Raw genomic sequence first — 24,374 nt, 5'->3', positions numbered from 1 at the left:
TTTTGGGCAGGACAGCGAGCCGTTTACGCTTGGAAAGGGACGTTCCATGGGCATTGAGCATTTACTCGAGAAGGCATCCGCCTATATGAAAGAGCAGGACCTCATACGTATCCAGGAAGCCTATGATTTCGCCGAGCAAGCCCATCACGGACAAGTGCGGAAATCCGGAGAGCCATATATATTACACCCTGTAGCGGTTGCGGATATTTTGGTTGATATGCAGATGGACGTGCTGTCGATTATTGCGGCATTGCTGCATGATGTCGTTGAGGATACAACAGTTAATTTGCAGGCCGTGCGCGCGAAATTTGGCGAAACATGTGCGATGCTTGTAGATGGTCTGACAAAGCTCGAAAAAATTCAATTTCGTTCCAAAGAAGAGCAGCAGAACGAAAACTACCGTAAGATGTTTGTGGCGATGGCGCAGGACATTCGCGTTATACTCATTAAACTGGCTGACCGTCTGCACAACATGCGGACGCTTAAATTTCAGTCGGAGGAAGCACAGCGCCGTATTGCTTATGAGACGCTTGAGATCTTTTGCCCGATTGCGCACCGCCTTGGTATTTCCGCGATCAAGTGGGAGATGGAAGACATTGCGCTCCGCTATTTGAATCCGCAGCAATATTACCGCATCGCAAATCTCATGAAGAAAAAGCGGATAGAGCGCGAGCAGTTTATACATGACGTCATTTCACGTATTACAGAGAAGCTGGAAGAAATGGGCATTGATGGCGATATTTCGGGCCGTCCGAAGCATTTGTACAGTATTTATAAGAAGATGACTGATCGAAACAAGCAATTTACCGAAATTTATGATTTGCTGGCCATTCGGATCATTGTCGACAACATCAAAGATTGTTATGCGACGTTAGGTATTATTCATACGCTGTGGAAGCCTATGCCGGGACGCTTCAAAGACTATATCGCGATGCCGAAGGCGAATATGTATCAATCGCTGCATACGACAGTCATTGGACCTAATGGGGAGCCTACAGAGGTACAGATTCGAACTTGGGATATGCACCGAACGTCGGAGTACGGAATTGCGGCACATTGGGCGTATAAGGAAGGCTCGCTTGTTCCGGGCGGCAGCTTTGAGGATAAAATGACCTGGTTCCGCGAAATTTTGGAGCTGCAGAATGAAGCGCGCGATGCGTCTGAATTTATGGAATCGCTCAAGATGGATTTTTTTGCCGACCTGGTGTTCGTGTTTACGCCAAGCGGTGAAGTGATTGAGCTGCCAGCCGGTTCGGTGCCGCTGGATTTTGCATACCGTATTCATACGGAGGTCGGTAATCGGACGATCGGCGCAAAGGTGAACGGCAGAATCGTGCCGCTTGATCATAAATTAATGACAGGCGATATCGTAGAGATTTTAACGTCGAAGCATTCTTATGGACCAAGTCAGGACTGGGTAAAAATTGCTCAATCCTCGCATGCCCGCAGCAAGATCCGGCAGTGGTTCAAGAAGGAGAAGCGCGAAGAAAACGTGGCCAAGGGCCGCGACATGATTGAGCGAGAGCTGAAGCGAATGGGGCTGGAGCCGTCTGCTTGGCTTCAGGAGGATAAGCTGCAGGAGGCCGCAGCAAAGTTTGCTTTTAATGATATTGAGGATATGATGTCCGCAATCGGCTTCGGAGGCATTACCGCGGCGCAAATCTGCACGAAGCTGACCGAGAAGATGCGGAAGGAAGCAGAGCTTGCCAATCAGCTTGAATTGACGGCTGAAGTGAAAGAAATTAAGTCGCCGGGCAACCGGAAGAATAGACCGAATCAGGGTGTTACCGTCAAGGGCATCGATAATTTGCTTGTAAGATTCGCGCGCTGCTGCAACCCGGTTCCGGGAGATTCGATTGTTGGTTATATTACACGAGGGCGCGGAGTATCCGTTCACCGGATGGACTGTATGAACATTCCTTTTGGCGATCAGGGAGAAGAGGGAGAACGCGTCATCGAGGTGGAGTGGGAAGACTCTATTGAAGCCAATTACAGCGTAGACATCGAAATTACCGGAAATGATCGCAGAGGGCTGCTGAACGAGGTGCTGCAGGCCGTTTCCGAAAGCAAAACTAATATATCAGCTGTAACGGGACGTTCGGTTAAAAATAAAATGGCATTGATCCATATGACGGTGCTCATCCGTAACATTGAGCATTTGTCGGCGGTCGTTGAGAAAATAAAACGGGTTCAAGACATCTATTCGGTACAGCGCATCATGCAGTAGACGGTTTGCGTCATTGCCCGGGAACACGCTAGAGATAATGGAGGGTTTAAGGCAGTGAAGGTAGTCGTACAGCGCAGTAAGCAGGCGAAGGTTGTCATTGATGGCGATACAGTCGGCGCTATTGATTTCGGTCTTGTGCTGCTTGTTGGCATCACACATGACGATACGGAAGCGGATATTCGCTGGATGGCGGACAAAATCGCAAGCTTGCGCATTTTCGAGGATGAGGCCGGCAAAATGAATCTTTCTGTAACCGATATTGGTGGACAGCTGTTGTCGGTATCGCAATTCACATTATACGGCGATTGCCGCAAGGGCAGACGTCCCAATTTCATGGCGGCGGCCAGACCTGAGCAAGCGGAGCTGCTTTATGATCAGTTCAATGAAGCGCTGCGCTCACACAGTCTTGTCGTTGAGACCGGTCGCTTTGGCGCTATGATGGACGTCGATCTAATCAATTCGGGCCCTGTTACATTAATTTTGGAAAGCGGCGCTTAAGATAGTTCCTGCGGGAAACAATATACGATAAGCCGTGCTGGTTTCTTAACGATTCCGCGCGTGCTATGGCTATATTGGAGGAATATCGCGTATGCATCAATCACGCAAGGAACAGAGCATCGAGCGTGTCTCGCGAAGGCTGCTGCATCCGGATCGCAGAGAAGCCAGGATCATGGCTGGGCTGGAGGAGAATATTGAGGCTGCTGAAGGATGGGCTGGCTTTCCTCAGCATCACCGGCGTGATCCATCGGGTCATTAAGGACAACCTTTACTTTTATAGCTTTAAAGGAACACCGCCCGAGCAGCCTGCTCGGGCGGTGTTCGATATGGGGCAAACGAAATACTTCGGATAGGAAGAAGACAGGTTTTTGAAACGCTTTCGAAATTGTAATATTACTGTAATCAATCTCTAACTTTTTTTTAACATCGATAACCTATAATAGAACTCGACCCCCTTTTTAAAAATATAATTTACTTTTGGACCTACAAACTGGTTTTGTAGGTTTTTTTCTGTCCATTTATTTGACTGGTTATCGTTGGAAGAAAATGAGAAGGAAACCATCTTGACTTTACACAGGCTGACAGGTAAAATTAATTTTCAGTATAAGTCAAAAAGATTCGTTGATGGGACAAAGTAATTCTACACGCTGTATTCAGAGAGGGACGTCAATTGGCTGCAAGGGTCCTTATATCGGTAGAATGAATAGACCTCCCGGAGAACAGACGGTGAACAGACGGATGTCAGGAGCAAGCGCACAGCTTGAAGCCCTGTTCGTAAAGTAGCTGGACTGCGGATGACGGACGTTAACCGTTTTGAAGCGGGCTGATGCATAGGATGCAGGCTCGGAATTTGGGTGGTACCACGGGAGCTATACTCTCGTCCCTTTCGACGCAAGTCGTTAGGGACGGGAGTTTTTTGTATTTCAAAGCTTATTTGGATGAATGACGGGACAGGAGGGTTATTAGATGGCATTTCAGAAAATGCCGGGCACGCAGGATATACTGCCAGGCTCGGTAGAGAGATGGCAGTACGTGGAGCAGAAGGCTCGCGATATTTGCCAACGCTACAATTTCCGGGAAATTCGGACGCCAATATTCGAATCGACAGAGCTGTTTCAACGCGGTGTAGGCGAGACGACAGATATTGTCGAGAAAGAGATGTACACCTTCACCGATCGCGGCAATCGGAGCAACACGCTGCGGCCGGAAGGAACAGCGGGCGTCGTAAGGTCTTATGTGGAGAATAAGCTGTATGGCGAGCCGGACGTTTCCAAGCTGTATTATATCGGACCGATGTTCCGTTATGAGCGTCCGCAGGCGGGACGTTATCGCCAGCTGCACCAATTCGGTGTTGAAGCACTGGGCTCAGTCGATCCTGCTCTGGATGCTGAGGTTATCGCTTTAGGGTATACCTTCTACTCGGAGGTTGGTCTAAAGGGTGTGCGCGTGGAAATCAATTCCGTTGGTACGCCGGCCGTGCGCGCAGCATTCCGTGAGCGCTTGCTCGCTTTTCTAGAGCCAAAGCGCGAACTGCTGTGCAAGGATTGCCAGTCGCGGATGGATCGCAATCCGCTGCGTGTCCTTGATTGCAAGGTTGATCAGAAGCACTTTGAAGATGCGCCTTCCATATTGGCCAGCTTGGACGAGGAATGTCAAATTCACTTTGACAAGGTCCAAATGCATTTGAGCGATATGGGGATTCCTTTCGAGATTAACCACCGCCTTGTACGCGGTCTTGACTATTACACGCACACAGCCTTTGAATACAAGGCTGAAGGCATCGGAGCAATCGACACGATTGGCGGAGGCGGCCGCTATAATGGGCTTGTATCCGAGATCGGCGGACCCGATCAGTCAGGCGTGGGGCTTGGACTAGGATTAGAGAGAACGATTCTATTGCTTCAGCACCAGGAAACCGAGCTTCCGTCGTTTAATCAAATCGACGTTTACCTCGTAGCGCTTGGCGAAGCCGCCGACCGTGAGGTGACGAAGCTGGTTTACCAGCTCAGACAGCAAGGCATCAAGGCAGAGCGTGATTACCTTGGCCGGAAGATGAAGGCTCAAATGAAGTCGGCTGACCGTCTGCAAGCCCGGTACACCGCCATTCTGGGCGATGACGAGCTAGTGCGCGGAGAAATTGCACTGAAGGATATGACGAAGGGTGAGCAGCGATTCGTCGAATTAACCCAGCTTGCTGATGAAATAAAAGGTTAAGCTTCACCAATAAACCATTCTAACTAAATAAGGAGATTGAAAACAATGATGTTAAAAACCCATCAATGCGGCCTGCTGACAAAAGCGGACGTAGGTCAAACAGTAACCTTGAACGGCTGGGTACAGCGTCGTCGCGACCTTGGCGGCGTACTATTTATCGATCTTCGTGATCGTACCGGTATCGTACAAACGGTATTCAACCCGGATTTCTCTGGTGATGCGCTTGCGATCGCAGACCGTGCCCGTAACGAGTTCGTGCTTGCGATTCAAGGAACAGTCGTTGAACGCGACGCTGAAACTTACAATGCGAACCTGGCAACGGGCGAAATTGAAGTGCGTGTCACGAAGATTGAAGTGATGAATACGGCGAAGACGCCTCCATTCCCAATCGAGGACGGCGTTGAGGTAGACGAGTCAATTCGCTTGAAATATCGTTATTTGGATCTGCGTCGACCAGAAATGCAGCGCACACTCCTGCTTCGCTCGAAGGCAGCGAAGGTGTTCCGTGATTTCCTTGACAGCGAAGGCTTCCTTGACATTGAAACGCCTATCTTGACCAAAAGCACTCCGGAAGGCGCGCGCGATTATTTGGTGCCAAGCCGCGTCCATGAGGGCGAGTTTTTCGCATTGCCGCAGTCGCCGCAAATTTTCAAGCAGCTGCTGATGGTTGGCGGTATCGAGCGTTATTATCAAATCGCCCGCTGCTTCCGCGATGAGGATCTTCGTGCTGACCGTCAGCCGGAATTTACACAGGTCGACATCGAGACCTCTTTCCTTTCGCAGGATCAACTGCTTGAGCTCATGGAGCAGTTAACGGCTAAGCTTCTGCGCGAAACGGTTGGCGTAGAGCTAGAGCTTCCATTTCAACGTATTACGTATGCAGACGCAATGAACAAATACGGCTCTGACAAGCCGGACCTTCGTTTCGGTCTTGAGATTGAAGATATTACGGATATTGTCTCGGGCAGCGATGTAAAAGTATTCGCAAGCGTGGCGGGAAGCGGTGGCGTTGTAAAGGCGCTGAACGCGAAGGGCTGCGCAAGCTGGAGTCGCAAAGAGCTGGATGACCTGCAACCGTTCGCTGCTCGCTACGGAGGCAAAGGACTCGCTTGGATCACAGTAAAGGATGGCGAATGGCGCGGACCGATCGTTAAATTTCTGAAGCCGGAAGAAATCGCTGCGTTGACTGAGCGTCTTCAAGTGGAAGAAGGAGACCTTCTCACATTCTCCGCGGACAAGAAGAAGGTTGTTGCAGACGTGCTTGGAAACCTGCGTTCCAAGCTGGGCCGTGATCTTGGGCTGATCGACGATTCGAAATTCAAGTTCGCCTGGGTTATGGACTTCCCGCTGCTAGGCTGGGACGAAGACTCGAAGCGTTACGTTGCTGAGCATCATCCGTTCACGCGTCCGAATGAAGATGACCTTCATTTCTTTGATACAGACCCTGGACAAATAAGAGCGCAAGCGTACGATCTTGTATTGAACGGCTATGAAGTAGGCGGCGGCTCTATGCGTATTTACAAACGCGAGGTTCAGGAGCAAATGTTCAAAGCGCTTGGCTTCAGCATGGAGGAAGCGCAAGAGAAGTTCGGCTTCCTGCTCGATGCGTTCGAATATGGCACGCCACCGCATGGCGGCATCGCATTCGGCTTCGACCGTCTCGTTATGCTTCTGACTGGCCGTACGAATCTGCGCGAAACCATTGCCTTCCCGAAAACGGCAAGCGCGACAGACCTGCTTACCGATGCGCCGTCTGAGGTAGAAGCTTCGCAGCTGGAGCAGCTGCATATTCGCACGGTTATTAAGCCAAAGCAGCAGCCGGTTGCCGCTGCGAACGCAGCAGCAGATAGCAGCGATAAATAAATTCATTAAGCAAAGGAGGCGGCAGCACGATGCTTCATCAATTTTCACGCACGGAGCTGGCCATCGGGCCGGAAGGGTTAAAGCTGATGAAGGAGAGCACGGTTGCCGTGCTCGGTATCGGCGGCGTCGGCGGTATTGCCGCGGAGGCGCTGGCTCGCACGGGTGTAGGAAGAATTATTCTAATTGATAAAGATGTCGTTGATATTACGAATGTCAATCGTCAGGTTCATGCGCTTACGACAACCGTGGGCCAGCCGAAGACGGATCTGATGCGCGACCGGATTAAGCTTATTAATCCGGAGTGCGACGTGATTGCGCTTCGAATGTTCTACACAGAGGAAACGTATGAGCAGCTATTTGCCTATCCTCTCGATTACGTTGTCGACGCGTCTGACACGATCATCTATAAGGTGCATTTGATCAAGCAATGCTTGGAGAGAAAGATTCCGATTATCTCAAGCATGGGTGCAGCTAATAAGATGGATCCGACCAAGTTTCAGGTTGTAGATATATCTAAGACACATACCGATCCAGTTGCGCGCGTCGTTCGTACAAAGCTGAGAAAGGATGGCATTAAGCGAGGCGTAAAGGTCGTATTCTCTTCGGAGCTGCCGATGAAGCCGCGCGAAGATGTTACACAGCGGATTGTACCTGAGAATGCGCCGGAAATCCGCAAAGCGAAGCAGCCGCCGGCAAGTAACGCGTTCGTTCCCCCGGTTGCAGGTTTGATTATGGTAAGTGTTGTCGTTAAGGATATGCTGGAAACAGGCGGAATCGAGCTATGAATGAAGCATTGGTCAAAAAGCTGAGATTACAGCCGGAGATGAAGGCCTTAGTGAAGAAGTCTCCATCTGACCGGTATTTGAAGGAGCTTGATCTGGAGTCACCTTTTGAAAAATAGCCTAAAGAAGAATAAGCCGGCTAAAGGACTGAGTGTAATAACTCAATTCTTTAGCCGGCTATTTTTTGTAATCTTTAAACATTAAATAATCTTATTGTTGCGTCTCGTCTTGTTTCTCCGCAGCGAATGATTCGATGCTTTGCTGGCGTCGTTCATTTTTCGCTTCGATTGTTTGCTTCTCGTCAGCAGAAATTTCACTTGCATGCTCGTCTAAGTAATTTTTCGCTTCCTGCAAATTAGCTTCGGTATTATCGATATGCTGCTGCAAGTGGACAGCGTTATCCGCCCGGTTGTCTGGTTTAGCCATTGGAATCCCTCCATTCTGATCATAGGTACCTAAATATAATGACCCGAATCGCAGCAGATTATGACACAAATCTGCTTGTATGCTATGATCGAAAGAACAGAAGGGAAGAAGGTTGGGGAGCATAATGGATTTATTTTCATATCAAGAAGCGGAAACGCCGCGCGCAAGACTGCTTGCAGATCGCATGCGGCCGCAGACGCTGGATGAATATATAGGGCAAGAGCATATTGTAGGTGAAGGCAAGCTGCTTCGAAGGGCGATCGAAGGTGATCAGGTATCATCCATACTGCTATACGGCCCTCCGGGCTGCGGCAAAACCACTCTCGCTCATATTATTTCGCTGCGTACTGAAGGGGAGTTTGTAAAGCTCAATGCGGTCGATGCCTCGGTGAAGGATGTACGAGAGGTTATTGAACAAGCGAGAACCAATAAAATGATGTACGGCAAGAAAACGATTCTGTTTTTGGATGAGGTGCATCGTTTTAATACGGCTCGTCAGGACGCGCTGCTGCCAGCTGTCGAGCAGGGCATTATTATTTTTATTGGCGCAACAACAGAGAATCCGTTCCATCATGTGAACGGAGCCTTACTCTCACGGTCGACCTTATTTCAACTGGAGCCGCTTGGCGAAGGACATGCCTATGAAGCGATGCAAAGAGCGCTATCGGACCGGGAGCGAGGTCTAGGCTTCATGGATTTGCGTGCGGATGAGGAGGCGCTTAGACATATCGCTGCCATGGCGAGAGGAGATATCCGACGAGCGCTTAATGCGCTTGAGCTTGCTGCAGTGACTACGCCTTCTGAACAGGACGGGTCTGTGCACATTACGCTTGAGGTTGCCCAGGAATCGATTCGCAAGCCTACGATTCGTGCCGACTTGTCTACGCAATACGATGTGCTTTCAGCTTTCCATAAAAGTGTGCGAGGCTCGAGCGATGCTGCTTTGTTCTGGTTTCTGTATGCGGTAGAAAAGCTGGGTATGGATCCGATGACGTTTCTACGCCGTCTGATCGTGGCCTGCAGTGAGGATATCGGCTTAGCTAATCCGCAGGCAATGATTCAAGCGGTAACGGCGATGGATGCGTATCACAAGATCGGCTGGCCGGAGGCCAAGTATAACATTTCGCAGGCGATTCTCTTTGCAGTGGAAAGCCCCAAATCGAACGCTACAGCCATTGCCATTGGCAATGCGGAGGCGGCAATCGAGCGTGCCGGCGGGGCTGAGGTGCCGCTGCATTTGCGCGATACGCATTATCGCGGAGCGCAGCAGCTCGGTCATGAGGGCTACAAATATCCGCATGATTTTCCTAATCATTATGTGAAGCAGCAATACTTGCCGAACGCCTTGGGCGGTATGAGCTTCTACAAAGCGTCGGAGCAGGGCATGGAGGATAAAATCAGGCAAAATCAACAGCGGCGCAAAGATCATTGAAGATCGCAAAACAAAAGGCTGTCCCTCGTCAATGACGATAAGGGCAGCCTTTAGCATGCTAGAAGTGAAAATAAGCAAAAGCAAGTTAACTAAGAGATAGAAAACATAAGACCGAAATAACTGAAAACAGCTGTTAGCAACCCCATTAAGAAAGCAGGGATGAGACGATTGGCACGATACATCCCAATTAATCCGACGGCCATGATTAAGGCTGCAGCAAGCATTAATAGACTTTCCATATGAAGCGTAAATTGCAGCGTGATGTCCGGACTGTAGACTCCTTTGTATAGACCGGTGAACAGCGGTGATGGCGATACGGTCTGCAAGGTTTCCCTGACGGTATGAGGCGGCGCCTGCTGCCCGAGTACAGCTGTTGCGGCAAGCACAAGCAGCGCAATGACGCTTTCGGCTTGAAGAAAGCGCTTTGGATTGAAGGAAGGGTTGCGTTCCGCTGCTAGTTTGTACCCAAATCCATTCGAATAGGCAAAGAGAAGCAAAGGCAAAATGAGCAGATGCTTCAGAAGCAGCGCTTGTCCGTAAGGCAGCATCCATGCGTTTACATATTCAGGGGTCGTGAATGTCATGAGTACGAAACCAGCAAGCAGCGTTACAAGAACAGAGATGATAGCTACCGGAGAGAACCAGCGAAGAAAGGCATTCCAATTGGCGTTATCGTTGGAAAACCAGCTGACGACGAACAATATCCCGATCCATATGCTTACGGCAAGAAAGTGTGCGGCGTGCGTAATGAGTCCGCGGAAGCCATACAAGGATGAAGCATGACCTGCATATCCAAGCCAAATAATAAGCAAAAAGGTGACAAACAATGCAACCTTCGGCATATGCTTGTCGTTGCGGAAGGCTTTGAGCCCTAAAAGGAATGCAAGACCGGCAGAGCCAATAACCGTCCAGATCCACGCCTTTCCGGTATTAATATCAAGCAGTATGCTTTTTAGAATCGAGCTGTAGGTCATGCCGAAATCAGCAGCTAATTGCTGTGCAAGACTATGTATGGGCAAATATGACAGGATAGGGATGGCTATTGTGCACACAAGAAGCAAGCCAAACGGGACATGCACGGAGGGCTGTTTGCCCTCCGGCACGAGCCGCAGCAGTAAGGCCCCAGTTAAAATAGCAAAGCAAATATATAAAAGGCCTTCACTGATATAGATCATGCTTTGCGCCTCCGCAAGAATAGGATGAACGCAGCGGCCACAATAATAACGCCAATAATGACAGCAGGCGCATAGCCGGTGCCTTCATGGTTAGCTGTAGCTTCTGCTGCTTCATCGCTTGCTAGATCTGAGGCGTTTGTTTGGTCAGCAGCATCCGGCGCTGGAGCTGTCGTTTCAGCAGGTGTCTCGTTCGTTGCTTCGGGTTCCCGTGAAGGCTCGGCTGCAACAACAGGCGCATCAACTGTAAAGTTGTAATCACCCTCCACGGCATGTCCATCTCCGCCGATAATCGTCCATTTTACTGTATAAACATCATTTGGCAGCGAAGCCGTTAATGCCTTGCTCATGGTATTTCCATCAACGACTGTATCTGCCAGCTCTATTTCTTCCCCCGCCGCATTAAGCAGCTTGAAATTACTCAGCTTTTCAATTTTTGTGTTAAAGGAAAGCTCGACAATCTCCGGTGAGACATTCACCGTTCCATCCGGTGCAGGATCGGCAGTTTCTAAAGTGGAGTGCGCCAAAACAGTACCGGGCACGAGCCATAGGGTAGCTAACAAAATGAGCATTATTCGTTTCATATGTGGACCTCCTGACTTATTTTCTTATTAAGCTGATTGCATTATACCAAATTACGATAGCAATGTTCTAAATATAAAATGATCATTTCGTAGCGGCTTTATGAACATTTAAGGAACGTAAGCAGACGATCTTGGCAGTCGAATCAAATGAATACAAATTAGCAAAATTGATTTAGCATTCTAGTGCAGCCTGGATCCATCACGTATATTGGCAAGCCTGAGGTGAATAAACTTAACCTACAGCAACACAAAGATCATTGTATTTTTGTCCCCAAAGGAGGTGCGGCTGTCATCGCTTCAGAAGCATCACGAATGCGATTGGCAGCAAACTCGTGAGTAATCCTTTGCCTCTAAGCTTGTCGTTCCCCCTCATTTTATTGTTGATAGGGATGAATGGGTTTTTCGTGGCTGCTCAATATGCAATTGTAAAGGTACGCGGCAGCCGATCCCAAACGCAAGCCATCGATGGTTATTCGCGGACAGTGCTTGCCTCTCGTTTGACTAGCCATTTGGACGCCTATTTATCGGCTTGCCAGCTGGGAATTACGACAGCCTCACTAGGTCTTGGCTGGCTAGGAGAACCTGCAATTGCCAGAGTAATCGAGCCTGTATTTATTCAAATAGGTGTTCATAACGAAATGCTGCTTCATTCCATCTCGTTTATGATTGCTTTTGTCACGCTAACTGCTCTCCATATCATACTTGGTGAATTAACGCCTAAAACAATTGCGATTCGGAAATCGGAACTCGTTACGCGATTGGCAGCTAAGCCGCTAGTTTTATTCTACAGACTTATGTATCCGTTGATTTGGCTGCTGAACCTGACCGCTAATCAGCTTCTTAAATCGCTCGGCATCGAGCCGGCGACAGAGAAGGACTCCGCGCACACCGAGGATGAAATTCGGATTTTAATGAAGCAGAGCCACAAAAGCGGACTCATCGATCATACAGAGCTTACGCTTGTCGATAATATTTTTGACTTTGCCGAAACAAATGCTAAGGAAATTATGATTCCGCGGACAGAAATGATCTGTTTGAGCACAAATCTTTCGTTTGCCGATAATCAGACATTGGCTTTGGAGCAAATGCTGACCCGCTATCCTGTTTGTGAGAACGATAAGGACAATATCATTGGTTTTGTCCACATCAAAGATTTACTCAGGGACAGATCGCAGGGACTGCATGACATTAGACAAATTACGAGACCGATTACAACTGTGCCCGAGTCGATGCCCATAAGCACGCTGCTTAAGCTGATGCAGAAGCGGAAATCGCAAATTTCAATTTTAATTGATGAGTATGGCGGGACATCCGGGCTGGTGACGCTGGAGGATATCATGGAGGAGATTGTAGGCGAGATACAGGATGAATTCGACGAGGAGCGGGAGCCGCTTGAGCGGATAGATGAGCATACCTTTTCAATCAGCGGACTAATGCTCATTGAAGAGGTGAACAGCTTCTTTGGTCTTTCTATTGAAACAGACAGCTATGACACGATTGGCGGCTGGATCTATTCTCAGATTGATATCCCGCCCTCTATTAATCAGCGCATTGAATATGCGCGCGATGTTGAATTTATAATCGAAGAAACGGATCATTTGCGCATAGCCCGGATCACCATTCGCAGAACGGGGGCTCTTATAGAAGGGAGTGGTGAGCAAAAATTTGGCTAATGGGCTCGTCTCAAAAAAAAGGCTGTCCCAACGGCTTCTGTTGAAGCGTCAGGACAGTCTTAGCTATTTATGCCTGCTGAGCAAGTAATGCTTCTGCGTTTATTTTTTGAACCGTTTCGATCGTGCCGCCGCCAAGGCAAACATCTCCGTCATAGAGAACGACTGCTTGTCCAGGGGTGATTGCCTTCTGCGGCTTATCAAATACGATATGCGCGGTGCCATTCTCGCCCATCGTAACTGTTACCCCTTGATCGGGCTGACGGTAACGGAATTTAGCGGTGCAGCGGAGTGGGCCGCTATAGGATGAAGGCACAATCCAGTTCATGCCGCTAGCGGTCAAGCTTTCCGAGTAGAGGCTCGGATGCTGCTCGCCTTGGACAACGTATAGGATATTGCGCTCCAAGTCCTTGTCAGCTACGAACCATGGCTCGCCGGAGCCTGTGCCGGAACCACCGATGCCAAGCCCCTGACGCTGACCTAGCGTATAATACATAAGACCGTCATGCCTGCCCTTCTTCTCGCCGCTTCGAATATCAATCATATCGCCTGATTGCGCCGGCAAATAGCCGCTAAGAAAGGTTTTGAAGTTCCTCTCGCCGATGAAGCACACGCCGGTGCTGTCCTTCTTCTTGGCGGTATACAGTCCAGCCTCTTCGGCGATGCGGCGAACTTCCGGCTTCGGCAAGTGACCGATCGGGAACATCGCCTTCTCAAGCTGCTTCTGACCCAGCGCGCTAAGGAAGTAGGTTTGATCCTTATTGGAATCTACCCCGCGAAGCAGCTTGGTTACTCCATCAGCGGAGCGCTCTACTTGCGCATAGTGCCCGGTTGCCAAATAGTCTGCGCCGAGCTCCATCGCCCGCTGCAGAAAATCGCCAAACTTGATCTCGCGATTGCACATGACATCCGGATTCGGTGTCCGTCCCCGTTTGTATTCATCCAGGAAATAGGAGAATACCTTGTCATAATATTGCCGTTCAAAATTAACGGTATAGTAGGGAATACCGATTTGATCACATACGCGGCGTACGTCTTCCGAATCCTCTTCCGCCGTGCAATGACCGAACTCGTCGGTATCGTCCCAGTTTTTCATAAAAATGCCTACAACATCATATCCCTGCTGCTTAAGCAGCAGCGCTGTGACGGAGGAATCAACACCGCCGGACATGCCGACGACCACTCTAGTTGAAGCATTTGGTTTTTCCATCAATGAACACCACCTTGTTAAATCAAATACAATCTTATTGTAACACAGGCATAAAACTTTTTCATGAAGATGACAACCTTTTTGCACACGTTATGTATTGGATATGTTAACATATATGTGTTATAGGAATACAGTGATTTAACAGATACTTTGGACATGCTGCTTTCACGCACGATTCCAATCCAATAATGAATAAAAGAGGTGCCACATTGAAAATATCGACGAAGGGCCGCTATGGCTTAACAATTATGATGGAGCTTGCGTCTAAATTTGGTGAAGGCCCGACTTCACTCAAGAGCATCGCAGAACGAAATCAGCTTTCTGAGCATTATCTGGAGCAGCTTGTCGCGCCGCTGCGCAATGCCGGTTTGGTAAAAAGCATAAGAGGCGCTTACGGCGGCTACATTTTGTCCAAGGAGCCTGAGACCATTACTGCCGGCGATATTATTCGCATTCTGGAGGGGCCGATATCGCCGGTCGATTTCACGGAAGAAGATGATCCGGCAAAGCGTCAGCTATGGCTCCGCATTCGCGACAGTATCGCAGAAGTGCTCGATTCGACGACCCTTGCTGATCTGATCACATATGAAGAAGAAGGAAAAACTGACAATTATATGTTTTATATTTAGAGGATGATATCGAATGAAAACTTATTATTTTGATCATGCGGCCACCACACCGATGCACCCTGACGTTGTAAGGACGATGGTCGAGCTCATGCAGGGTCCAGGCGGAAATTCGTCCAGTATGCATGCTTATGGCAGAGCGGCAAAGCAGCATCTTAACCGTTCGCGTGACCGTATTTCGGCTGCTTTAGGATGTAAGCCAGCAGAGCTGCTTTTTACGTCAGGCGGAACGGAGAGCGACAACGCTGCCTTAATCGGCGCTGCAAGAGCGCAGCGCAATAGAGGAAAGAACCATATTATAACTTCAGCGGGCGAGCATCACGCCGTTCTACACACATGCGAGTGGCTAAGAAAGGCAGAGGGCTTTGCGTTGACGGTGCTTCCCATTGACAGCAGCGGCAGCACCGATCCTGAGCAGGTCGAAGCAGCTATGACACCGGAGACTGGCCTCGTCAGCATCATGCATGGTAACAATGAGGTGGGCACGATTCAGCCTATAGCGGCAATTGGAGAAGTTGTAAAAGCAGGCGGCGCGCTTTTTCATGTCGATGCTGTGCAGACGCTGGGCTGGATGAGCTACCGCTTAAATGAGATGCCTGTGGATCTCATGAGCTTCTCAGCTCATAAAATTAACGGCCCGCAAGGCGTCGGCGCTTTATATGTAGCGAATGGGACGTTGCTTGAAGCGATTCAGCATGGCGGCTCGCAGGAAAGAAAGCGGCGTGCAGGAACCGAAAATGTAGCCGGAATTGCCGGCTTTGCAAAAGCTGTTGACATTTATGTGAACGAGCGAGAAAAGAAGCAACCTTTTATGGACAAGCTTCGTAAGAGATGGATAGAGCTGCTTCAAGACCATGTGGAAGTACCAATTGTAATAAATGGCAGTGAGAAGCAGCATTTGCCGCATATCGTGAATATTAGTTTTATTGGCGTAGATACGGAAACCATGCTGATGAATCTAGATATGGAAGGCATTGCAGCGGCAAGCGGCTCGGCCTGCACATCGGGCGCGCTGGAAAGATCACATGTTCTGCGGGCAATGGACTTGCCTGACGAGCGAATTTTATCGGCTGTAAGATTTAGCTTCGGTTTGGGGAATACTTTGGAGGAATTAGAAGACGCCGCACAAATCGTTGCAACGATCGTCAGGCGTATTCGTAATAACTACTAGGAGGACTCGGTCCAGCCGTGATCAAACTTCAGCAGCTTATTGGACTTCCTGTCATCGTAATCCATTCAGGCAGACGGGTCGGAACCGTCAAGGATGCTTGGTTCGATGAGCATTGGCGGCTTTGCGGGATCATACTGGACGATGCCAAGTGGCTTCATTCCTATGTGAAGATTGTAGCGTGGTCCGAGGTGCTATCCTGCGGCGAGGACGCTGTTATTATCGCAAGTGCAGAGGTAGTAGCTCAAATGAAGCCGAAGCAGTTGCTGCGCTCGTTCTACACCGGATTAGTGAAATTAAGGGATTTACCTGTTGTAACTGTCCAAGGATTGCAGCTTGGACGCGTATCGGATGTTTATTTTTACCCAAATCAGGGTACACAGATAGTAGGCTATGAGCTTACGGACGGTTTTGTTTCGGATTTGATGGAAGGGCGCAAATGGCTGAGAGCGCCGAGTGATCCGGATGCCGTGTTGCTCGGGGAAGACGCGATTATTGTTCCGGCTGTCAGCGAAGCGGAATTGGAGCCTGTCGCAGCTTCCAATTCAGAGGATAGGGAGAAATGAAAGATGATGAGATGCCCGAATTGTAATTCAAAAGATATCGGAAAAATTGGTTCCCATCAGTTTTATTGCTGGGGCTGCTTCATTGAACTGACGGTAAATGGCGACAAAATGTCGGTGTACCAGGTCGAAGAGGACGGTACGTTAAGCTCGCTTGACGACTTGTTTTTTGAAGAAGAAATAACACAGATTCACGTAAACTAGCTTGAGTGTATTTATAAACTGGTATGAAATGAGACGGTCATTGACCGTCTTTTTTTGCTGTGTAAGGATGATTTGCACCGCTTGTACATATACTGAATTAGTTCCTATTTGTCCGGCGAGGACAAAGCAAGGCGAAGCTGGCTCGGGGGTGAGGACGGTGGAACGTTTTACGAAGAGCCGTCTATTCGTATGGCTGATCTATATTATACTGGGCTTGCTGGCCATCTATCTCATGATGCTTATAAAGCCGCTTATCGTGAACGTATATGTATTCCTAAGAGCCGTTCTGGCGCCTTTTGTCATCGCGATGATAATTTCATATGTGCTGAATCCGGTCGTAACGCTGCTGCATGAGCGAAAGGTGCCGCGAACGATCGCGGTGCTGCTCATTTACGCTGTTTTTTGCGCGGTCATAACGGTGCTGCTTGTGAATTTAATTCCTATGTTCATTAATCAGGTACAGGAGTTGAACAGGCATGTGCCGGAGCTGTCTATGCGGGCACAGAGCATCGTTACCGATATTAATAACACTTCCTTTTTACCGGAGAGCATTCGAAGCGGAATGAACAAGGTATTAATCCATATGGAGAAGAAGCTTTCAGAGAGCTTGTTTCATTTTGTGAACAATATTGGTTCGATGGTGAATGCTGTTTTCATCGCGTTCATTATTCCTTTTCTGGCTTTCTATATTTTGAAGGATTTCGACGTGTTCGAACGTACGGTCATTACATACGTGCCAAAGTCCCATCGTAAAAATACGGTCAGGCTGCTGAAGGACGTCGACGATGCGCTAGGCAGCTACATTCGAGGACAATTTTTAGTATGTATTATCGTAGGCATTCTCGCGTATTGCGGCTACTTGTTTATTGGCATGCCGTACGCGCTTCTGCTTGCCGGCATTGTGGCAATTACGAATGTTATTCCTTATTTGGGTCCTTTCTTTGGAGCTGCACCGGCTTTGTTGATGGCATCGACCGTGTCGTTAAAAATGGTCATTCTCGTGGCGATCGTCAACACGGCGTGCCAAATCCTCGAGGGGAACGTCATATCTCCGCAGGTAGTGGGTCGGACGCTGCATATGCATCCGCTGTCTATTATTTTTGCCCTGCTTGTCGGCGGAGAGATTGCCGGGGTTGTCGGAATGATATTGGCTGTGCCTATCTTCGCGGCATGCAAAGTTATTGTTCAGCATATGTTCGCTTACTACGTGCGTCGAAAGATTATTTGACAGGCGTAGGGGGTGTAGCTATAATTTTTATATTAATAGTAAAATCGTTGACGAATTGAAGTACGCCATTGCCCGTCAGCCAGAGAAAAAGCCTCTTCGCCATCGCTCCTTGTCGAGTCGATCGCGTCGGTTGAGAAGGCTTTATGACGAAGAGTGGCCGAAAGCTCTTTTCGGAGTGTGAACGAACTTCACCGGGCGGACCCGTTATTGTCCAATGAAGGCGATTATGTCTGCTCGAAGCAGCGGCATAATAACCAGGGTGGTACCGCGAAATCATTCGTCCCTGTCAATGACAGGGGCGTTTTTTGTGTTTTATTATTCGAAGGAGGCAATTACAAATGAAAGCTAGTGAAATCCGTGCAAAATGGCTTGCTTTTTTTGAAAGCAAAGGCCACAAAATCGAACCAAGCGCATCGCTCGTTCCGCATAACGATCCGTCCTTGCTGTGGATAAACGCAGGCATGGCGCCGCTCAAGGCATATTTTGACGGCCGAGTTATCCCCGACAATCCGCGGATTGCGAATTCGCAAAAATGTATTCGCACAAATGATATCGAGAACGTAGGCAAGACGCGCCGGCACCATACTTTTTTTGAAATGCTGGGCAATTTCTCGATTGGCGACTATTTTAAAGAAGAAACGATTACATGGGCATGGGAGTTCCTCACTGGACCGGAGTGGATTGGCTTCGATCCGGATCGGTTGTCGGTAACGGTATATCCGGAGGATGAGGAAGCATACAGCTTCTGGAACAACAAAATCGGCATTCCTGCCGAGCGCATATATAAGCTTGACGAGAACTTCTGGGATATCGGCGAAGGACCTTGTGGACCTTGTACGGAAATTTTTTATGACCGCGGTGAAAAATACGGCGATTTGTCTGATCCTGAATGCTGGCCAGGCGGAGAAAATGAGCGTTTCTTAGAAGTATGGAACCTGGTATTCTCGCAATTCAACCATAACAAAGACGGCAGCTATACGCCGCTTCCAAACAAAAATATTGATACAGGAGCAGGACTTGAGCGGCTCGCATCGATTTTGCAGGATGTGGATTCCAACTTCGATACGGATTTGTTCCGTCCAATCATCGATCGTACCTGCGAGATTGCGAAAGTTAGCTACAAAGTCAACGATGAGCATGATGTCGCGCTTAAAGTCATCGCCGACCATATTCGTACGGTTGCCTTTGCTGTTGGCGACGGCGTCATGCCTTCAAATGAAGGCCGCGGCTATATTATTCGCCGTTTGCTTCGCCGCGCAGTCCGCTACGGGAAAACAATCGGGATCGACCGTCCGTTTCTCCATCAACTGACGTCGGTTGTCGGCGAGGTGATGGGCGTCTACTATCCGGAGGTTGTAGAGAAGCGCCAATTCATCGAGCGCGTCATCCGCACGGAGGAAGAGCGTTTCCACGAGACGCTCTCCGATGGTCTGGCCATGCTGTCTGAGCTCGTAGCTGAGGCTGCCAAAGCGGGCAGCAAGGAAATAACCGGTGACGATGCATTCCGATTGTATGATACGTACGGCTTCCCCTTCGATCTGACGGAGGACTTTGCCTTTGAGAACGGGATGACAGTTGATCGTGCCGGCTTCGATGCAGCGATGGAAGCGCAGCGTGATCGCGCTCGCGCAGCCAGACAGGACACGGGCAGCATGAAGGTGCAGGGAGGTCCGCTTGGCGAATTCACGGTTAAAAGCGAATTTGTTGGCTATAATGAACTCGTAACAGAGTCTCAAATTATTGCCATTGTGGCTGATGATGTACTGGTGGATTCTGCGGAAGCAGGCAGCAAGGTGCTCGTCATTCTTGACCGTACGCCTTTCTATGCGGAAAGCGGCGGACAAATCGGAGATAAGGGAACAATGAAAGGCAACGGCTTTACTTTGCAGGTAGAGGACGTAACGAAGGCTCCACACGGTCAAAGCGTTCATCATGCAATAGTCACATCTGGTACCGCTCGAACTGGAGAGTCTGTGGAGGCTGTCGTTATTAGAGCAGTGCGTGATGATGTCATTAAGAATCACACGGCAACCCACTTGCTTCATAAGGCGCTCAAGGAGGTGCTGGGCGATCACGTCAATCAGGCAGGATCTCTTGTTGAGGCTGAAAGGCTGCGGTTCGACTTCTCCCATTTTGGAAGCATTACATCTGAAGAGCTTGTAACGATTGAACGCCGTGTGAATGAACAAATTTGGTTGGGCACTAACGTTACGATTGATACAAAATCATTAAATGAAGCGAAAGCAATGGGCGCGATGGCCTTATTCGGTGAGAAATATGGCGATGAGGTGCGCGTTGTTCAGGTGGGCAGCTATAGCTTAGAGCTTTGCGGCGGTTGTCATGTCAGCAATACAGCGCAAATCGGATTGTTTAAGCTGCTCGGAGAGAGCGGTATCGGATCGGGTGTGAGAAGAATTGAAGCCGTAACAGGGAAACATGCGTATAACTATTTGGAGAGCCAGTTAGACCTGCTCGGACGTTCGGCATCCTTATTGAAATCGAATACGGCGGAGGTGCCTAAACGTATTGAGTCCTTATTCGGTCAAGTGAAGGAGCTTTCACGCGAGAATGAATCTTTGCAGGCTAAGCTAAGCCGTATTGAAGCGGGATCACTGGAAGCGAATGCCAAAACCATCGGTGACGTTACGGTTCTATGCGCCAAAGTAAGCGCGCCGTCAATGGATGCGCTGCGCGGCATAGTGGACGAGCTTAAGCTGAAGCTTGAGTCAAGCATTATCGTGCTCGGTGCGATTGCCGATGATAAAGTGAATTTGGCTGCAGCGGTATCCGCTGATTTGGTCAAGAAAGGCTTTCATGCAGGCAAGATCGTAAAAGAAGCTGCTGTTCATTGCGGCGGAAGCGGCGGTGGACGTCCGGATATGGCGCAAGCGGGAGGCAAAGATACGTCTAAGCTGGATGATGCATTGAAACTTGCGGAAGAACTGGTTCTCACTCAAGCAAATGTGATATGATAGAGAAGAATAGCGGTTTGGAAAGCGAGGTGCTGGCGATGAGTTCTATGGACCAAACAATGAAATTTAACGTGAAGGCGGAAGGAGTTGAATCTTCTCAGGACATTCTGCTATCTGTGCATGAAGCGCTTCTAGAGAAAGATTATAATCCGATTAACCAGATCGTTGGGTATTTGCTGTCCGGAGATCCCGCGTATATTCCGCGGCACAACAACGCCAGAAGTCTAATTCGCAAGAAGGAACGAGACGAATTGATCGAGGAGCTTGTCCGGTTTTATTTGAACCACAAGAAAGAATAACACAGGGTCAGGAGCCGGGCGAGAAATGAGATTAATGGGACTGGATTACGGTGATCGCAATATTGGCGTTGCCGTCAGCGATGCTTTTCGCTGGACTGCACAAGGAACCGGAGTTGTTGAGCGCAGACGCAATGGCGGTGAATTTGACCGCATCGCTGATCTTGTCAAGGAGCATGAGGTCAGTGAGATCGTTGTTGGTCTGCCGAAGAACATGAACGGTACAATTGGGCCGCGTGGCGAAATTTGCATCGCATTTGCAGAACAGCTTCATCAAAAACTAAACATACCTGTTCACCTTTGGGATGAAAGGCTGACAACGGTAGCAGCGGAACGTACGCTTATTGAAGCGGATGTCAGTCGGAAGAAGCGCAAGCTTGTCGTAGACAAGATGGCGGCAACGCTTATTTTGCAAAATTATCTCGATTCTAAAGCGAAAAGGTGAGGATAACCATGACAAAAGAAGATTTGGAATACGAAGAGCCGGAAATTATTTATATCCCGGATGAAGAAGGCAATGAAGAGGAATTCGAAGTCATCATGAAATTTGAGGTTGATGGTTCCGATCAGAAATATATGATGGTCGTTCCGCTCACTGGCGAAAATGACGAGGAAGATGAAGTATATGCTTTCCGTTATGAAGAAGAAGGCGACGATTTGAAGCTCTATACAATTGAAGACGAAGAAGAATGGAACATGGTTGAAGAAACGTTCAACACGCTTCTTGGCGAGCTGGAGGAGCAAAATTAATGTCGGGAACAGAACATATGCCTCCAAAAAGGCTGAACAGCCTGAAGGAAGCGTTTGGAAATGAGATAGAGCTGATCGCGGAGGACGGGAGTTTAGAGGTATACGACATTATGGCTGAGTTTCAGCTTGGCGACCGTGTCTATGCTGCTCTTCAATCTGTTCAGATGCGTAAAGAGGATGAGGTTGAACTGTTCCGCATAAAGGATGCCGGCGATGAGCTTCAGCTTGAAACGATCGAGGATGATGAGGAATGGGAAGCAGCCTCTGAAGCCTATGATGATTTATTATTCTCAGGCGACGAGCAGCCGTGAGAAGTGACAAGTAGATATATATTCGACAAAAGGGCGGCTCATAACCGCTCTTTTGTTCGGATAATAGGATCAAAAGATATATGGATTGAGTACAAAGAGGGGGGTTAGGGTTAGATATGTCATCAGAGCAGCAAACCGGACCTAAGCGCAGTAGAATCACGATGTGGGTTGTTTTGAGCTTGCTCAGTATTATGATTATTGGAGCGGGGAGCGTTGCGCTGTACATTTGGAGCAGCTTACAGCCTACGAAGGCAGGCGACGAGATAAGGATTGATATACCGAGAGGAACGTCAGCGAATCAGGTGGCGGAAATACTAGAGCAGCAAGGCATCATTAAAAATGCATTCATCTTTAAATATTATTTGAGTCTGAGTGATCAAGGCAGCCGTTTTCAAGCAGGCTTATATATGCTTAGCCCTGGAATGGAGAACGATGCGATTATCGCCAAGCTGAATGCCGGAGAAACGGTACCAGCCGAGACGATTCGCTTTACGATACCGGAAGGCTTCACAGTGCTGCAAATTGCAGATAAGCTGGCTGCGGAGAATCTGATTGACAAGCAGAAATTTATCGATCTTGTCGCGATGCAAACCACTTGGGGCGATGCGGAGGCTGCACGTTCGATCCCGGATAACGCAGACCTTCATCAGCGTCTGGAGGGCTATTTATTCCCAGAAACCTACGAGATGAAGTCAGGAAGCACGGAAGAGGATATCATCAAACGTATGCTGTCAGAGCTTGACCGTAAGCTTACACAGCTTCCGGAGGGCTGGCAGGATGAGCTGGAGAAGAAGGGAATGTCGATGCATGAGCTCCTAACCATTGCCTCGCTTGTCGAGCGTGAGGTCGTCGTTGATGAGGAGCGCGCGCTCGTTGCCGGCGTGATCCACAATCGTATTGCTGACGGCATGATGCTGCAAATTGATGCTACGGTGCAATATTCACTGGACAAGCCAAAAGAAAGACTGTTTGAGAAGGATCTTCAAGTCGATAGTCCTTACAATACTTATAAAGTAGATGGGCTGCCTCCAGGGCCGATTGCTAGCCCAAGTCTTGCCTCAATTGAAGCTGCGCTGTATCCGGAGGATACGGAGTATTTATTCTATGTGACAAAAAAAGACGGAACACAAACGCATTTATTCGCTAAAACCTATCAGGAGCACCTGAGAAATATTGAAAAGAGCAATCAAACAGCGGAATAGCAAGGGAGAGATTACATTATGGCGTATAAGCCGGAATTGTTGGCTACCGCCGCATCGATGGAGGAGCTGGAGCGGCTGATGGCTGCAGGAGCCGACGCTTTTGTGATCGGCGAGGCACGGTACGGCATGCGGCTGGCAGGAGAATTCAGCATCGGCATGATTGCCGAAGCTGTCAAGCTGGCGAAGCAAAGAGGTGTTCGAATATATGCTGCGGTTAACAATCTGATAGACAATGAGACAGCGGATACCCTGCAGGATTATATCGCCTCGTTAGCAGAAGCGGAGGTAGACGCAATCGTATTCGGTGATCCGGCTGTCTTGATGACGGCTAGAGTACATGCCCCAGGAATGGCGCTGCATTGGAATGCAGAAATGACCTCGACCAACTATGTGACAGCTAATTATTGGGGACGCAGGGGAGCGACAAGGTACGTTCTTGCTCGCGAGCTCAATATGGAACAGGTAATCGAAACGGTATCCGGAACTGAGCTTGAGCTACAGGTACAGGTGCACGGAATGACTAATATTTATCATTCCAAGAGATCGCTAGTGAACAGCTACATGGATCATCAGTCGGAGCCGGAGCGTCTGATGCAGAAGGATAAGGATAGAGGCCTCTATGTCATCGAGGCCGAGCGGCAGGATGAGCGGTACCCGATCTATGAGGATGCGAACGGCACACATATGATGAGCTCGGATGATATTTGTATGGTCGAAAATTTGCATGAGCTGATGGAAGCGGGCGTACACAGCCTGAAGATTGAAGGAATCATGAAGTCAACCGCGTATAACGAGATCGTTGTTCGAGCTTATCGTCAGGCTATTGACGCTTATATAGCAGATCCGAAGGGATATTCCTTCAACGAGGAGTGGCTGGAGTCGATACAGGCGGTACAGGATCCCAATCGCGAGCTGAGCTATGGATTCTTTTTCAAGGAGCAAGTATATTGATAAGCTAAGCTTTTGTAGGAGTGGA

24 protein-coding genes are annotated in these 24,374 nt (G+C 48.9%); 20 read left to right on the top strand and 4 right to left on the bottom strand.

The genetic code is table 11. The features are described from left to right. Positions 1-46 precede the first annotated feature (46 nt). From ACO9K6_RS17265 to ACO9K6_RS17240, 6 genes are all read left to right on the top strand, one after another. Complete coding sequence (locus ACO9K6_RS17265; protein ID WP_424768801.1) at positions 47-2,227, top strand: RelA/SpoT family protein; 2,181 nt, start codon at positions 47-49, stop codon at positions 2,225-2,227. A 54-nt stretch (positions 2,228-2,281) separates the two neighbouring features. Beyond that, positions 2,282-2,725: a D-aminoacyl-tRNA deacylase gene (gene dtd, locus ACO9K6_RS17260; RefSeq protein WP_424768789.1), complete on the top strand. Its 444-nt coding sequence runs from the start codon at positions 2,282-2,284 to the stop codon at positions 2,723-2,725. A gap of 91 nt (positions 2,726-2,816) precedes the next feature. Then, positions 2,817-2,984 carry a hypothetical protein gene (locus tag ACO9K6_RS17255; RefSeq protein ID WP_424768788.1) on the top strand — a complete coding sequence of 56 codons (168 nt, stop codon included), beginning with the start codon at positions 2,817-2,819 and terminating at the stop codon, positions 2,982-2,984. 707 nt (positions 2,985-3,691) lie between these two features. Then, positions 3,692-4,939, top strand: coding sequence for a histidine--tRNA ligase (gene hisS / locus ACO9K6_RS17250; RefSeq protein ID WP_424768787.1), 1,248 nt, complete (start codon positions 3,692-3,694; stop codon positions 4,937-4,939). 45 nt (positions 4,940-4,984) lie between these two features. After that, on the top strand, positions 4,985-6,802 hold the full coding sequence (gene aspS / locus ACO9K6_RS17245; RefSeq protein WP_424768786.1) for an aspartate--tRNA ligase: 1,818 nt from the start codon (positions 4,985-4,987) through the stop codon (positions 6,800-6,802). Between the two features lie 29 nt (positions 6,803-6,831). Next, on the top strand, positions 6,832-7,587 hold the full coding sequence (locus ACO9K6_RS17240; protein ID WP_424768785.1) for a tRNA threonylcarbamoyladenosine dehydratase: 756 nt from the start codon (positions 6,832-6,834) through the stop codon (positions 7,585-7,587). Positions 7,588-7,794: 207 nt separating this feature from the next. Here the strand turns inward: ACO9K6_RS17240 and tlp are convergent, their stop codons facing one another. Beyond that, positions 7,795-8,010, bottom strand: a complete 216-nt coding sequence (gene tlp / locus ACO9K6_RS17235; RefSeq protein WP_424768784.1) for a small acid-soluble spore protein Tlp — start codon at positions 8,008-8,010, stop codon at positions 7,795-7,797. Positions 8,011-8,134: 124 nt separating this feature from the next. On the opposite strand from tlp, the gene ACO9K6_RS17230 reads away from it, so the two are divergent. After that, entirely contained in the window at positions 8,135-9,442 is a 1,308-nt protein-coding gene (locus ACO9K6_RS17230) for a replication-associated recombination protein A (protein WP_424768783.1), read from the top strand. 89 nt (positions 9,443-9,531) lie between these two features. Here ACO9K6_RS17230 and ACO9K6_RS17225 read toward each other — a convergent pair whose 3' ends face one another. Together ACO9K6_RS17225 and ACO9K6_RS17220 are read right to left on the bottom strand one after the other, a co-directional pair. Further along, positions 9,532-10,617, bottom strand: a complete 1,086-nt coding sequence (locus tag ACO9K6_RS17225) for a copper resistance D family protein (protein ID WP_424768782.1) — start codon at positions 10,615-10,617, stop codon at positions 9,532-9,534. Beyond that, on the bottom strand, positions 10,614-11,198 hold the full coding sequence (locus ACO9K6_RS17220) for a copper resistance CopC family protein (protein ID WP_424768781.1): 585 nt from the start codon (positions 11,196-11,198) through the stop codon (positions 10,614-10,616). Before ACO9K6_RS17220 ends, ACO9K6_RS17225 begins: the two co-directional genes overlap by 4 nt. A gap of 332 nt (positions 11,199-11,530) precedes the next feature. On the opposite strand from ACO9K6_RS17220, the gene ACO9K6_RS17215 reads away from it, so the two are divergent. Continuing rightward, the gene (locus tag ACO9K6_RS17215; RefSeq protein ID WP_424768780.1) at positions 11,531-12,871 is read left to right on the top strand and encodes a hemolysin family protein; all 1,341 of its coding nucleotides are present in this window, start codon (positions 11,531-11,533) and stop codon (positions 12,869-12,871) included. A 67-nt stretch (positions 12,872-12,938) separates the two neighbouring features. On the opposite strand, the gene mnmA is transcribed toward ACO9K6_RS17215, so the two are convergent. After that, positions 12,939-14,078, bottom strand: coding sequence for a tRNA 2-thiouridine(34) synthase MnmA (gene mnmA, locus ACO9K6_RS17210; RefSeq protein WP_424768779.1), 1,140 nt, complete (start codon positions 14,076-14,078; stop codon positions 12,939-12,941). Positions 14,079-14,287: 209 nt separating this feature from the next. On the opposite strand from mnmA, the gene cymR reads away from it, so the two are divergent. The 12 genes from cymR to ACO9K6_RS17150 all read left to right on the top strand — a co-directional run bounded on the left by cymR (position 14,288) and on the right by ACO9K6_RS17150 (position 24,349). Then, positions 14,288-14,707: a cysteine metabolism transcriptional regulator CymR gene (gene cymR / locus ACO9K6_RS17205; RefSeq protein WP_424768778.1), complete on the top strand. Its 420-nt coding sequence runs from the start codon at positions 14,288-14,290 to the stop codon at positions 14,705-14,707. A 13-nt stretch (positions 14,708-14,720) separates the two neighbouring features. After that, the gene (locus ACO9K6_RS17200; RefSeq protein WP_424768777.1) at positions 14,721-15,875 is read left to right on the top strand and encodes a cysteine desulfurase family protein; all 1,155 of its coding nucleotides are present in this window, start codon (positions 14,721-14,723) and stop codon (positions 15,873-15,875) included. Positions 15,876-15,892: 17 nt separating this feature from the next. After that, positions 15,893-16,438 (top strand): PRC-barrel domain-containing protein, encoded by a 546-nt coding sequence (locus ACO9K6_RS17195; RefSeq protein WP_424768776.1) that lies wholly within the window; start codon positions 15,893-15,895, stop codon positions 16,436-16,438. 3 nt (positions 16,439-16,441) lie between these two features. Then, entirely contained in the window at positions 16,442-16,639 is a 198-nt protein-coding gene (locus tag ACO9K6_RS17190; protein ID WP_424768775.1) for a hypothetical protein, read from the top strand. 157 nt (positions 16,640-16,796) lie between these two features. Further along, the gene (locus ACO9K6_RS17185; protein ID WP_424768774.1) at positions 16,797-17,867 is read left to right on the top strand and encodes an AI-2E family transporter; all 1,071 of its coding nucleotides are present in this window, start codon (positions 16,797-16,799) and stop codon (positions 17,865-17,867) included. Between the two features lie 338 nt (positions 17,868-18,205). Continuing rightward, positions 18,206-20,839, top strand: a complete 2,634-nt coding sequence (gene alaS, locus ACO9K6_RS17180) for an alanine--tRNA ligase (protein ID WP_424768773.1) — start codon at positions 18,206-18,208, stop codon at positions 20,837-20,839. Between the two features lie 38 nt (positions 20,840-20,877). Next, positions 20,878-21,138: an IreB family regulatory phosphoprotein gene (locus ACO9K6_RS17175; protein ID WP_424768772.1), complete on the top strand. Its 261-nt coding sequence runs from the start codon at positions 20,878-20,880 to the stop codon at positions 21,136-21,138. Between the two features lie 25 nt (positions 21,139-21,163). Continuing rightward, positions 21,164-21,580: a Holliday junction resolvase RuvX gene (ruvX, locus tag ACO9K6_RS17170; RefSeq protein ID WP_424768771.1), complete on the top strand. Its 417-nt coding sequence runs from the start codon at positions 21,164-21,166 to the stop codon at positions 21,578-21,580. 8 nt (positions 21,581-21,588) lie between these two features. After that, complete coding sequence (locus tag ACO9K6_RS17165; RefSeq protein ID WP_424768770.1) at positions 21,589-21,885, top strand: DUF1292 domain-containing protein; 297 nt, start codon at positions 21,589-21,591, stop codon at positions 21,883-21,885. Continuing rightward, complete coding sequence (locus tag ACO9K6_RS17160; protein ID WP_424768769.1) at positions 21,885-22,196, top strand: DUF1292 domain-containing protein; 312 nt, start codon at positions 21,885-21,887, stop codon at positions 22,194-22,196. The genes ACO9K6_RS17165 and ACO9K6_RS17160 overlap by 1 nt, the downstream gene beginning before the upstream one ends. Positions 22,197-22,312: 116 nt before the next feature. After that, the gene (gene mltG / locus ACO9K6_RS17155) at positions 22,313-23,398 is read left to right on the top strand and encodes an endolytic transglycosylase MltG (protein WP_424768768.1); all 1,086 of its coding nucleotides are present in this window, start codon (positions 22,313-22,315) and stop codon (positions 23,396-23,398) included. Positions 23,399-23,416: 18 nt separating this feature from the next. After that, a complete protein-coding gene (locus ACO9K6_RS17150; RefSeq protein WP_424768767.1) occupies positions 23,417-24,349 on the top strand; it encodes a peptidase U32 family protein in 933 nt (310 codons plus the stop codon). Positions 24,350-24,374 lie beyond the last annotated feature (25 nt).

Source organism: Paenibacillus praedii (genome assembly GCF_049725345.1).
Classification (GTDB): domain Bacteria; phylum Bacillota; class Bacilli; order Paenibacillales; family Paenibacillaceae; genus Pristimantibacillus.
The sequence above is the reverse complement of the archived record's forward strand: the minus strand, read 5'-3'. Positions and strand labels throughout refer to the sequence as shown.

Excerpts from the sequence above, each read along its gene's own strand:
- ACO9K6_RS17265 (WP_424768801.1), top strand. The coding sequence starts at position 47 with ATGGGCATTGAGCATTTACTCGAGAAGGCATCCGCCTATATGAAAGAG.
- ACO9K6_RS17255 (WP_424768788.1), top strand. The coding sequence starts at position 2,817 with ATGCATCAATCACGCAAGGAACAGAGCATCGAGCGTGTCTCGCGAAGG.
- hisS (WP_424768787.1), top strand. The coding sequence starts at position 3,692 with ATGGCATTTCAGAAAATGCCGGGCACGCAGGATATACTGCCAGGCTCG.
- aspS (WP_424768786.1), top strand. The coding sequence starts at position 4,985 with ATGATGTTAAAAACCCATCAATGCGGCCTGCTGACAAAAGCGGACGTA.
- ACO9K6_RS17240 (WP_424768785.1), top strand. The coding sequence starts at position 6,832 with ATGCTTCATCAATTTTCACGCACGGAGCTGGCCATCGGGCCGGAAGGG.
- tlp (WP_424768784.1), bottom strand. The coding sequence starts at position 8,010 with ATGGCTAAACCAGACAACCGGGCGGATAACGCTGTCCACTTGCAGCAG.
- ACO9K6_RS17230 (WP_424768783.1), top strand. The coding sequence starts at position 8,135 with ATGGATTTATTTTCATATCAAGAAGCGGAAACGCCGCGCGCAAGACTG.
- ACO9K6_RS17225 (WP_424768782.1), bottom strand. The coding sequence starts at position 10,617 with ATGATCTATATCAGTGAAGGCCTTTTATATATTTGCTTTGCTATTTTA.
- ACO9K6_RS17220 (WP_424768781.1), bottom strand. The coding sequence starts at position 11,198 with ATGAAACGAATAATGCTCATTTTGTTAGCTACCCTATGGCTCGTGCCC.
- mnmA (WP_424768779.1), bottom strand. The coding sequence starts at position 14,078 with ATGGAAAAACCAAATGCTTCAACTAGAGTGGTCGTCGGCATGTCCGGC.
- ACO9K6_RS17200 (WP_424768777.1), top strand. The coding sequence starts at position 14,721 with ATGAAAACTTATTATTTTGATCATGCGGCCACCACACCGATGCACCCT.
- ACO9K6_RS17190 (WP_424768775.1), top strand. The coding sequence starts at position 16,442 with ATGATGAGATGCCCGAATTGTAATTCAAAAGATATCGGAAAAATTGGT.
- alaS (WP_424768773.1), top strand. The coding sequence starts at position 18,206 with ATGAAAGCTAGTGAAATCCGTGCAAAATGGCTTGCTTTTTTTGAAAGC.
- ACO9K6_RS17175 (WP_424768772.1), top strand. The coding sequence starts at position 20,878 with ATGAGTTCTATGGACCAAACAATGAAATTTAACGTGAAGGCGGAAGGA.
- ruvX (WP_424768771.1), top strand. The coding sequence starts at position 21,164 with ATGAGATTAATGGGACTGGATTACGGTGATCGCAATATTGGCGTTGCC.
- ACO9K6_RS17165 (WP_424768770.1), top strand. The coding sequence starts at position 21,589 with ATGACAAAAGAAGATTTGGAATACGAAGAGCCGGAAATTATTTATATC.
- ACO9K6_RS17160 (WP_424768769.1), top strand. The coding sequence starts at position 21,885 with ATGTCGGGAACAGAACATATGCCTCCAAAAAGGCTGAACAGCCTGAAG.
- mltG (WP_424768768.1), top strand. The coding sequence starts at position 22,313 with ATGTCATCAGAGCAGCAAACCGGACCTAAGCGCAGTAGAATCACGATG.
- ACO9K6_RS17150 (WP_424768767.1), top strand. The coding sequence starts at position 23,417 with ATGGCGTATAAGCCGGAATTGTTGGCTACCGCCGCATCGATGGAGGAG.